Genomic DNA, 8,429 nt, shown 5'->3' on the forward strand with positions numbered 1-8,429 from the left:
GCGTCGATGAGCGGCTTGGGCATGAAGGTGGCCATGATGCCCTGCTGGAGGGCGACCTCCTTGACCACGGTGCGGAAGGTCATGATGTTGTCCGCCGTGGACAGCGCGTCGGCGTAGCGCAGGTCGATCTCGTTCTGCCCCGGCCCGGCCTCGTGGTGGGAGTACTCCACCGAGATGCCCATCGACTCGAGCAGCGTGATCGTCTCCCGCCGGAAGTCGTGGGCGGTGCCCCGGGCCACGTGGTCGAAGTACCCGGCGGTGTCGATGGGGACGAGGGGCTCCTCCGGGCTCTGCTGCTGCTCGAAGAGGTAGAACTCGATCTCGGGGTGGGTGTAGCAGGTGAACCCGGCGTCGGCGGCCTTCTCCAGCGTGCGCTTGAGGACGTTGCGCGGGTCGGAACGGGCGGGCTCCCCGGAGGGGGTGAGGATGTCGCAGAACATCCGGGCCACGCCGTGGCTGTCCCCCCGCCAGGGCAGCAGCTGGAAGGTCGCCGGGTCGGGCTTGGCCAGCATGTCGGCCTCGTAGACCCGGGTCAGCCCCTCGATGGAGGAGCCGTCGAACCCGATGCCCTCGGCGAAGGCGGCCTCGATCTCGGCGGGCGCGATGGCGACGGACTTCAGCACCCCGAGCACGTCGGTGAACCACAGCCGGATGAACCGGATGTCCCGCTCCTCGATCGCGCGGAGCACGTACTCCTGCTGCCTGTCCATCGGCGGCTTCCTCTCCTCGAGTCCTCGAGCTCCTCCAACCACTGCGCCGAGAGTACAGTTCCCGCCCGCCCACGGGTCGGCACCGCGGCGGGCGAGAGCTGTACTCCCGGCGTCGTGCGGGTCAGTGGTGGAGGCGGGGCAGCCAGCGCGGCCCGGTGTGGGCCCGGTCACCGAGCAGGCCGAGCAGCGCCGGCAGCATGACTCCGCGGATGACGGTGGCGTCGAGGAGCACGGCGACCGCCAGGCCCACGCCGAGCTGCTTCATCTCCACCATCGACAGCGTGCCGAAGATGGAGAACACCCCGACCATGACGGCGGCCGCGCTCGTCACCACGCCGGCCGAGCGGGCCAGCCCGGCGCGGATCGCGGTGCGCGGCGTCATCCCGGCGTCGCGGGCCTCACGCACCCGGCTGGTGACGAAGATGTGGTAGTCCATCGACAGCCCGAAGAGGATGACGAAGAGCATGAGCGGGATCCACGCGGCGATGGTGCCGGTCGAGGTGAAGTCGAGGAGCCCCTCCGCCCACGTCCCGGTGAACACGAGGGTGAGGATGCCGTAGGCAGCGGCGGGAGGACGGTGGCACGGCCACGCTGACCGGGCGCTGCCCGGAGGGCCTGTGGGTCGAGCCGTGCGACGTGCGGTGGCTGCTCCACATCCCCACCGACGCGGCGGTGTCGCTGCGGACCGGGGTCGGCGGCCTCACCGTCGTCGGCGTCGCCGGCACGGTGCGGGCGCAGACCGACGTCGGGGACATCACCGCCGTCGACGTCCGCGCCGAGGTCGTCGAGCTGCGCAGCTCGGTGGGCACCCTCGTCGCCGACCTCGCCGTGGCACCGAGCAGCCTGGTTGCGGCGTCCTCCACCGGTGACGTCCGGGTCACCGTGCCGGGCGGCGGCACCGCCTACGACCTGCGGGCGACCACGGCGATCGGCACCGTGACGACGGCGGTGCACACCGACAGCCGCTCGCCGCACCGCCTCGAGGTGAGCGCCTCGATCGGCGACGTCACCGTCCGGCCGAGGTAGGCCCAGGACCGGACGGCTCAGTCGGTGACGGCGGCGCAGGCGTCGACCAGCCGCTTGAGCGGCGACTCCAGCCCCCAGCGCTCCGCCAGCGCGAGCAACCTGTCGGGGTCGGCGGGCTCGGCGGGGAGGTCACCGCGCACATCCGGGACGGGTGCGTCACGGGCCACCTGGACCACCGTCGGCGCGACGGCGAGGTAGTCCCGGGCGGCGTGAATGCGCCTGCGTTGGGTAGGGGTCATGCCCGAGCGGAGGTCGTCGGCGGCCGCGACGACACCGGCGAGACTGCCGTGCTGCCGCAGGAGCGCGGCGGCCGTCTTCTCCCCGATGCCGGGCACGCCGGGGAGCCCGTCGCTGGGGTCGCCGCGCAGCGTGGCCATGTCGGCGTAGGCCTGGCCGCCGGCGACGCCGTACTTCTCCTGCAGCCACGCCTCGTCGATGCGCTGAGGCTCCTTGGCTCCGCGCACCGGGTAGAGGACGACGACGCCGGCCTCGTCGTCGACGAGCTGGAACAGGTCCCGGTCGCCCGTCATGACGAGCACCTCCTCGGCCCGGTCGGGCGAGGCGAGCTCACGGGCGACGAGTGTCCCGATGACGTCGTCCGCCTCGTAGCCGGGCGAGCCGACCCGGGCGATGCCGAGCGCGGCGAGGACGTCGACGATGACGGGCACCTGCGGGGTGAGCGCGGCGGGGACCTCCTCCCCGCCGTCGGCCGCGACCCGGTGGGCCTTGTACGACGGGATCGCCTCCACCCGGAAGGCCGGGCGCCAGTCGTCGTCCCAGCAGGCAACGACCCGCCCCGGGCGGTGGGTGAGGACGAGCCGTGCGATGGCGTCGAGGAAGCCGCGGACCGCGTTGACGGGCGTGCCGTCCGGTGCGGTCATGGACTCCGGCAGCGCGTGGAACGCCCGGAAGTACATCGAGGCGGAGTCGAGGAGGAGCAGGGGCCGGCGGTCAGCGGACATGACGTGAACGCTAGCGTCACCGGCCGCCTGCGTGTGGTCGGTGCGTGGTGGGATGCTCGGGGCATGCCCTCGTCCGAGCCGACCCTGTCCGCGCCGCACGGCACGGCCCGCGCGGCGACCCCGGGCGCCGCGGAGGATCCGCTCCGTGTCCTGCCGGACGGCACCGTCAAGCAGGTCAACCCGCTGTCGGGGACCCGGGTGTGGACCGTGCCCGGCCGCGGCAACCGGCCGCTGAGGGCCGCGTCCCTGCCCCTGGACCCGGTCGACCCCGCACGCCACGACGCTCACTGCGCGTTCTGTCCGCGCCGCCACCGCGAGACGCCGCCGGAGAAGGCGCGCCTGGTGCGCGACGGTACCGGGTGGCGGAGGCTGGCCCGCGTCCCGGCCGGTGAGCTCGACCGGACCGTCGCGGAGTTCCGGCGGGTGCCGAACCTCTTCGAGATCCTCTCGCTGGACTACTGGCGGCTCAACCACGGGTACCGGGTGCCGCCGGACCTCACCGCGTGGATGGACACCTACCTCACCGACCCGGACGGGTACGCCCACGCCGCGGCGGTGGCGCGGGCGAAGGCGCTGGCCTCCGGGCTCGACGACGCCGCCTGGGCGGGGCTGGACGAGGCGGAGCGGCGCAGCTGGATGGAAGGCTTCTTCGCCGGCGGCCACGACGTCGTCATCGCCCGGCGCCACTACGTCGACGGCGCGGTGCGGCAGGACCAGCTCGCCTCCTCCGGGACGCTCACCCCGCAGGAGCACGCCGCCTACGTCGCCTTCACGGTCGAGGCGATGGCCGACCTGTACGCGCGGTTCCCGCAGGCGCGGTACGTGGCGGCCTTCCAGAACTGGCTGCGGCCCGCCGGCGCGTCCTTCGACCACCTGCACAAGCAGCTCGTCGCCATCGACGAGATCGGCACCTGGGGACGGCGGGAGGTCGCGCACCTGGAGCGCTCGCCCGACGCGTTCAACCGTGAGGTGCTCGACGTCGCCGTCGCGCACGGGCTGCTCCTCGCGGAGAACGAGCACGCCGTCGCGTTCGCCGGGTTCGGGCACCGCTACCCCACCGTCGAGGTGTTCTCCACCGCCGCGGCGGGTACGCCGTGGGAGCACGGCCCCGACGAGCTGCGGGCGGTCTCGGACCTGGTCCACGCCTGCCACGCCGCGGTGGGGTCGGGCGTGGCGTGCAACGAGGAGTGGTACCACCGCCCGCGCGGCGTGGCCGTGGCCATGCCCTGGCACGTGAGCATCAAGCTGCGCATCTCCACCCTCGCCGGCTTCGAGGGCAGCACGAAGATCAACGTCAACACCGTCTCTCCGTACCAGCTGCGTGACCGGCTGCTGCCCCGCCTGCACGAGCTGCGCGACGCGGGCGCGATCGCCCCCGCCCGGCTGGGCACGGAGTGCTCGGCGCGCCGCGGGCGGCTGGGCTACCTGGGCCGGAGCTCCTCGCGCTAGCGGTTCGTCCAGGCGAGCAGCTCCTCCAGCGGCAGAGCGGTGACGATCCGTTCGCGCGGGATGCCGGCCGCCTCGGCGCGGGCGCAGCCGTAGGCGAGGAACTCCAGCTGACCCGGGGCGTGGGCGTCGGTGTCGATGGCGAAGAGGCAGCCGAGGTCACGGGCGTGCTCGAGCAGCCGGGTGGGCGGGTCACGGCGCTCGGGCCGGGAGTTGATCTCCACGGCAACGTCGTTCTCGAGGCAGGCGCCGAAGACCTCGTCCGGATCGAACTCCGACTCCGGGCGGGTGCCGCGGCCGCCGGTGATGAGGCGCCCCGTGCAGTGGCCGAGCACGTCGACCAGCGGGTGCTCCACGGCGGCGACCATCCGCCGGGTCATCGCGCGCCGCTCCATGCGGAGCTTGGAGTGGACGCTGGCGACGACGACGTCGAGCCGGGCGAGCAGCTCGGGCTCCTGGTCGAGGTCGCCGTCCTCGAGGATGTCGACCTCGATCCCGGTGAGGATGCGGAAGGGAGCGAGCTCGGCGTTCAGGGCGGCGACGACGTCGAGCTGCTCCCGCAGCCGCTCCGGGCTCAGCCCGCGCGCGACGGTGAGCCGGGGCGAGTGGTCGGTGAGGGCGATGTACTCGTGCCCGAGGTCGATCGCGGCGCCGGCCATGTCGATGATCGGGGTGCCGCCGTCGGACCACTCGGAGTGGGTGTGCAGGTCGCCGCGCAGCCGGCTGCGGACCGTCTCCCCGCCCTCGGCGAGCGGCACGCGGGCCCGCTCCTCCAGCGCCGCGAGGTAGTCGGGCACCTGACCGCGAGCGGCCTCCACCGCCACCCCGGCGGTGCGCGGACCGACGTCGGGCAGCTCGGTGAGCGTCCCGGCGGCCAGGCGCCGCCCGAGCTCCTCCGGGGCGAGCTCCTCCAGCCGGCGGGCGGCCTTGCGGAACGCGGTGGCGCGCCGCACCTCGGCCCGCTCCCGCTCCAGGAGGTAGGCCACGCGCTTGAGTGCCGCGACGGGGTCCATCCAGCGAAGGCTACGGGGGCATCTGGCTCGCCGCCCGCGGGTTCACCACAGGTCGCCCGCGTACGGCCGGGACCACAGGACGAGGGTCAGGGTCACCGCCTTGAACCACGCCGCCTGCATGGCGTCGACCTGCTCCCGCTCGCTCTCCCCCTTCTCCAGGAACTGCCGAATGGTCAGGACCACCGGGACCACGAGGGCGATCATGTGGCTCATCGGCACGTGCGAGCGCGGCGACTCGACGTGGTCGGTCCGGTTCTTCTTCGCCGGGTGGTGCCGCCTGCCGATCTCCTCCTGGTAGGCGAGCCAGTGCTCGTCGAACTCGCGGGTGCACAGGTCGACCACCCACTGCTCGAAGCGGGCCCGCACGCGCTCGAGGTACTCGCCGTCGGGGCGGCCGTCGGGTCCCTGGAAGACGGCGACGAGGTGCGGCGTGGAGCCGATGAAGTCGTACCAGGCGTCAAGGATCTCGTGCACCTGGGGCCGCAGGACCTCCCCCGCGCGTCGCAGCGCGGCGACGTCGGCGTCCGTCCACATGATGTCGGCGAGCAGCTCCTGGAGCTGCTCCTGCGTGACCGGCGACGGCGCGAGCTCCGCGTCGTAGGTGTAGCCGGCTGGTGTGGTGCTCATCGTCGACCCCTCACGTCGGTGCGACACAGGTCACACCACCATAGGCCCGGCCGCCGGGGGGTTCATCCGCGGACGAGGCGGCGTGCGCGGAGGGAAGCTGTCGGCGTCCAACCGCAGCCATGTCTCAGTCCGGCAGCCCGGGCGGACGGGCGGGTCCGGTCAGTCGGCCGGGTGGAGCCGGTCGGCCTGCGCGACGACCTCCCGGGACAGCGTCTTGTACCCCTCGTCAGGGAAGAACACGGTCACCCGGTCGCCCTCCGTGCGCATCACCGTGCCCTGCCCCCACGTCACGTGGACCACCTCCTGCCGGAAGTCATGGCCCTAGGCGGAGACGCAGTGGGCCTCGTCGACGACGAGGAGCGAGGGACGGGCCGCGCGCAGCCGCGCGACGACGTCGTCCTTGGTGAGCTGCTCGGGCGAGAGGAAGAGGTACTCGGCCGCGCCGCTCGTCACCGCGTGCCACGCCTGCCTGGTGTCGGAGGTGCGCAGCGCGGAGTTCACCGCGACGGCGTCGGGTGCCTCGGGTGCGTCGGTGAGCTCTCGGTGGGAGCTCGGCTGTCGGTGGGAACTCGGCTGTCGGTGGGAAGTCAGCTCTCGGTGGGAAGTGAGCTCTCGGTGGGAGGTGAGCTCTCGGTGGGACGTGGGCTCTCGGCGTCCTGGGCTCAGTCGCCGGCGTCCACCCTCGATCGATCGGTCACAGATCGTTCCTACCGCCGGCGTGAACGGACGTTCTCCGACCGACCGGTCCTGCCGGGGTGGGCGAGCCGGTCCACGAGGACGACGAGGGCGAACCCGGCCACCGCGAGCAGGACGGGGGCGGCCACCGTGCCGGACGGGGCGCCGATCTCGGGGCTGTCGAGCCCGTGCGGCCAGGGCCACAGCAGGCGCAGCGAGCCGAGCATGAGCCCGATGAGCGCCCCGAGCACGAGGTCGTGATGGTGGGCGAGCAACCAGTCCAGCACCTTGGCGAAGGAGGCGAGCCCGATCGCGCAGCCGAGGAGGAAGACGGCGATGACGGGCAGGTTCCGCTCGTTGAGCGCGCCGAGCATCTGGGCGTACATGCCGAGCAGGACGAGGATGAAGGAGCCGCTGACGCCGGGCAGGATCATCGCGCACACCGCCACCGCGCCGCTGAGGAAGAACGCCCACAGCGGCCGGCTCACGTCCTCGACGACGTCCCCGCCGGCCGTCTGCAGCCCGAGCACGAGGAAGAAGACGACGGCGGCGAAGGCGGCGGCGAACCCGACAGCTGCGGTGGGACGCCGCAGCATCCGCCGGCAGGCGACGACCGCGCCGACGATGAGCCCGAAGAAGAGCCCGGCCAACGCCTGCGGGTGGTCGAGCAGCAACCGCTCCAGCGGCCCGGCGAGGACGAGGACCCCGACGGCGATCCCCACGAGCAGGGTGAGCACCCAGCCCCACGGGAAGGCGGCCAGGTGACGTGCCGTCTCACGCGGCCGCCCGCGCAGCAGGCTGCCGGCGGCCGACGCCGCCGTCGAGATCGCGTGCACGAGCCGCTCGTAGATGCCCAGCACGAGCGCGACCGTGCCGCTCGACACGCCGGGCACGAGCTCGACGGACCCCATCGCCAGCCCCCGCAGCACCTGGCCGCCGGTGCGGCGCGCGCGCTCAGCGGGCGTCACGCCAGGCCACCCACTCACGCAGCGTCGACAGGTCGTAGTCCGGGCCGCTCGCGGAGACGGTGAAGAGCGTGACGCCCTCGGCGACCAGCGCCTCGCCCTGCTCGCGCGGGTTGCCGCGCACACCCACGGACCGCTCGATCTCGGCCGGGTCGCGTCCGACGTCCGCGCAGTGTCGGGCGAGCACCTCGTTCTTGCGGCGGAGGGTCTCGACGTCCGACCACGAGTGCCAGATGTCGCCGTGCTCGGCGACGTAGCGCAGCGTCTTGCGCTCCCCGCCCCCACCGATGAGCACCGGGATGTCCCGGGTGGGCGCCGGGTTGAGGGCCGCCCACCGGCTGCGGATGCGGGGCAGCGCCTGCGACAGGTCACGCAGGCGGGAGCCGGCGGTGCCGAACTCGTACCCGTACTCGCGGTAGTCGCGCTCGTACCAGCCTGCGCCGATGCCGAGGATCAGTCGTCCGCCGCTGATGTGGTCGACCGTGCGGGCCATGTCGGCGAGCAGGTCGGGGTTGCGGTAGCTGTTGCAGGTGACCAGCGCGCCGATCTCCACCCGGCTGGTCTGCTCGGCCCAGGCGCCGAGCATGGTCCAGCACTCGAAGTGCTTGCCGTCGGCGTCGCCGCGGAGCGGGAAGAAGTGGTCCCAGTTGAAGACGACGTCGGCGCCGGCGTCCTCGGCGCGGGCAACGGCGTCGCGGATCTCGTGGTAGTCGGCGTGCTGGGGTTGGAGCTGGACGGCGATCCTCACCTGTCGGGTCATGGGCCCCATCGTGCCAAACGGTCCGGTAGCCTCACCGGGCCCCACGCCACGTCACCGGCATCGAGGGGAGCACCACACGCGGACCGATCGGTCCCGGAGCGTCCCTCCCCGGCACCGGACGTCGCGTGCCCGGTCGACGGGGTGCGTGCGCCCGGCGGTCGGTGGGGATCGCACGCGGCGGGCGGGTGGCCTCAGGTGGGCTCGTCGTCGGGCTTGGTCAGCCGCGCCTGGGTGGCGGCCTTGGC

Annotated in this window: 11 protein-coding genes; 2 read left to right on the plus strand and 9 right to left on the minus strand. The window is 73.2% G+C overall.

The genetic code is table 11. From position 1 onward, the window contains the following. Positions 1-710, minus strand: a 710-nt coding sequence (locus Q0195_RS01480) for a glutamine synthetase family protein (protein ID WP_299273595.1), incomplete at its 3' end; no start/stop codon positions are given. A gap of 121 nt (positions 711-831) precedes the next feature. Next, the gene (locus Q0195_RS01485; RefSeq protein WP_366518066.1) at positions 832-1,263 is read right to left on the minus strand and encodes an MMPL family transporter; all 432 of its coding nucleotides are present in this window, start codon (positions 1,261-1,263) and stop codon (positions 832-834) included. A gap of 83 nt (positions 1,264-1,346) precedes the next feature. On the opposite strand from Q0195_RS01485, the gene Q0195_RS01490 reads away from it, so the two are divergent. Beyond that, positions 1,347-1,736 (plus strand): DUF4097 family beta strand repeat-containing protein, encoded by a 390-nt coding sequence (locus Q0195_RS01490; protein WP_299273598.1) that lies wholly within the window; start codon positions 1,347-1,349, stop codon positions 1,734-1,736. A gap of 17 nt (positions 1,737-1,753) precedes the next feature. Here Q0195_RS01490 and Q0195_RS01495 read toward each other — a convergent pair whose 3' ends face one another. Then, positions 1,754-2,698 (minus strand): 5'-3' exonuclease, encoded by a 945-nt coding sequence (locus Q0195_RS01495; RefSeq protein ID WP_299273601.1) that lies wholly within the window; start codon positions 2,696-2,698, stop codon positions 1,754-1,756. A gap of 63 nt (positions 2,699-2,761) precedes the next feature. Here Q0195_RS01495 and Q0195_RS01500 point away from each other — a divergent pair, with 63 nt between their 5' ends. Continuing rightward, positions 2,762-4,147 carry a DUF4921 family protein gene (locus tag Q0195_RS01500; protein ID WP_299273605.1) on the plus strand — a complete coding sequence of 462 codons (1,386 nt, stop codon included), beginning with the start codon at positions 2,762-2,764 and terminating at the stop codon, positions 4,145-4,147. On the opposite strand, the gene Q0195_RS01505 is transcribed toward Q0195_RS01500, so the two are convergent. From Q0195_RS01505 to Q0195_RS01530, 6 genes are all read right to left on the minus strand, one after another. Then, complete coding sequence (locus Q0195_RS01505) at positions 4,144-5,157, minus strand: PHP domain-containing protein (RefSeq protein ID WP_299273607.1); 1,014 nt, start codon at positions 5,155-5,157, stop codon at positions 4,144-4,146. The genes Q0195_RS01500 and Q0195_RS01505 overlap by 4 nt on opposite strands. 42 nt (positions 5,158-5,199) lie before the next feature. Beyond that, entirely contained in the window at positions 5,200-5,784 is a 585-nt protein-coding gene (locus Q0195_RS01510; RefSeq protein ID WP_299273610.1) for a protoglobin domain-containing protein, read from the minus strand. A 159-nt stretch (positions 5,785-5,943) separates the two neighbouring features. Beyond that, positions 5,944-6,075 (minus strand): DUF3553 domain-containing protein, encoded by a 132-nt coding sequence (locus Q0195_RS01515; protein ID WP_299273612.1) that lies wholly within the window; start codon positions 6,073-6,075, stop codon positions 5,944-5,946. 30 nt (positions 6,076-6,105) lie between these two features. Next, positions 6,106-6,285 carry a hypothetical protein gene (locus tag Q0195_RS01520; protein ID WP_299273615.1) on the minus strand — a complete coding sequence of 60 codons (180 nt, stop codon included), beginning with the start codon at positions 6,283-6,285 and terminating at the stop codon, positions 6,106-6,108. A 206-nt stretch (positions 6,286-6,491) separates the two neighbouring features. Then, positions 6,492-7,427, minus strand: coding sequence for a DUF368 domain-containing protein (locus Q0195_RS01525; RefSeq protein ID WP_299273618.1), 936 nt, complete (start codon positions 7,425-7,427; stop codon positions 6,492-6,494). Beyond that, positions 7,414-8,184, minus strand: coding sequence for an LLM class F420-dependent oxidoreductase (locus Q0195_RS01530; RefSeq protein WP_299273621.1), 771 nt, complete (start codon positions 8,182-8,184; stop codon positions 7,414-7,416). The genes Q0195_RS01525 and Q0195_RS01530 overlap by 14 nt, the downstream gene beginning before the upstream one ends. Between the last annotated feature and the right edge of the window lie 245 nt (positions 8,185-8,429).

It is taken from the genome of uncultured Georgenia sp., assembly GCF_937958535.1.
GTDB lineage: Bacteria > Actinomycetota > Actinomycetes > Actinomycetales > Actinomycetaceae > Oceanitalea.

Bases quoted from the DNA above. Each gene is read 5' to 3' on its own strand.
- Q0195_RS01495 (WP_299273601.1), bottom strand. From the start codon at position 2,698: ATGTCCGCTGACCGCCGGCCCCTGCTCCTCCTCGACTCCGCCTCGATG.
- Q0195_RS01500 (WP_299273605.1), top strand. From the start codon at position 2,762: ATGCCCTCGTCCGAGCCGACCCTGTCCGCGCCGCACGGCACGGCCCGC.
- Q0195_RS01510 (WP_299273610.1), bottom strand. From the start codon at position 5,784: ATGAGCACCACACCAGCCGGCTACACCTACGACGCGGAGCTCGCGCCG.
- Q0195_RS01530 (WP_299273621.1), bottom strand. From the start codon at position 8,184: ATGACCCGACAGGTGAGGATCGCCGTCCAGCTCCAACCCCAGCACGCC.
- Q0195_RS01505 (WP_299273607.1), bottom strand. From the start codon at position 5,157: ATGGACCCCGTCGCGGCACTCAAGCGCGTGGCCTACCTCCTGGAGCGG.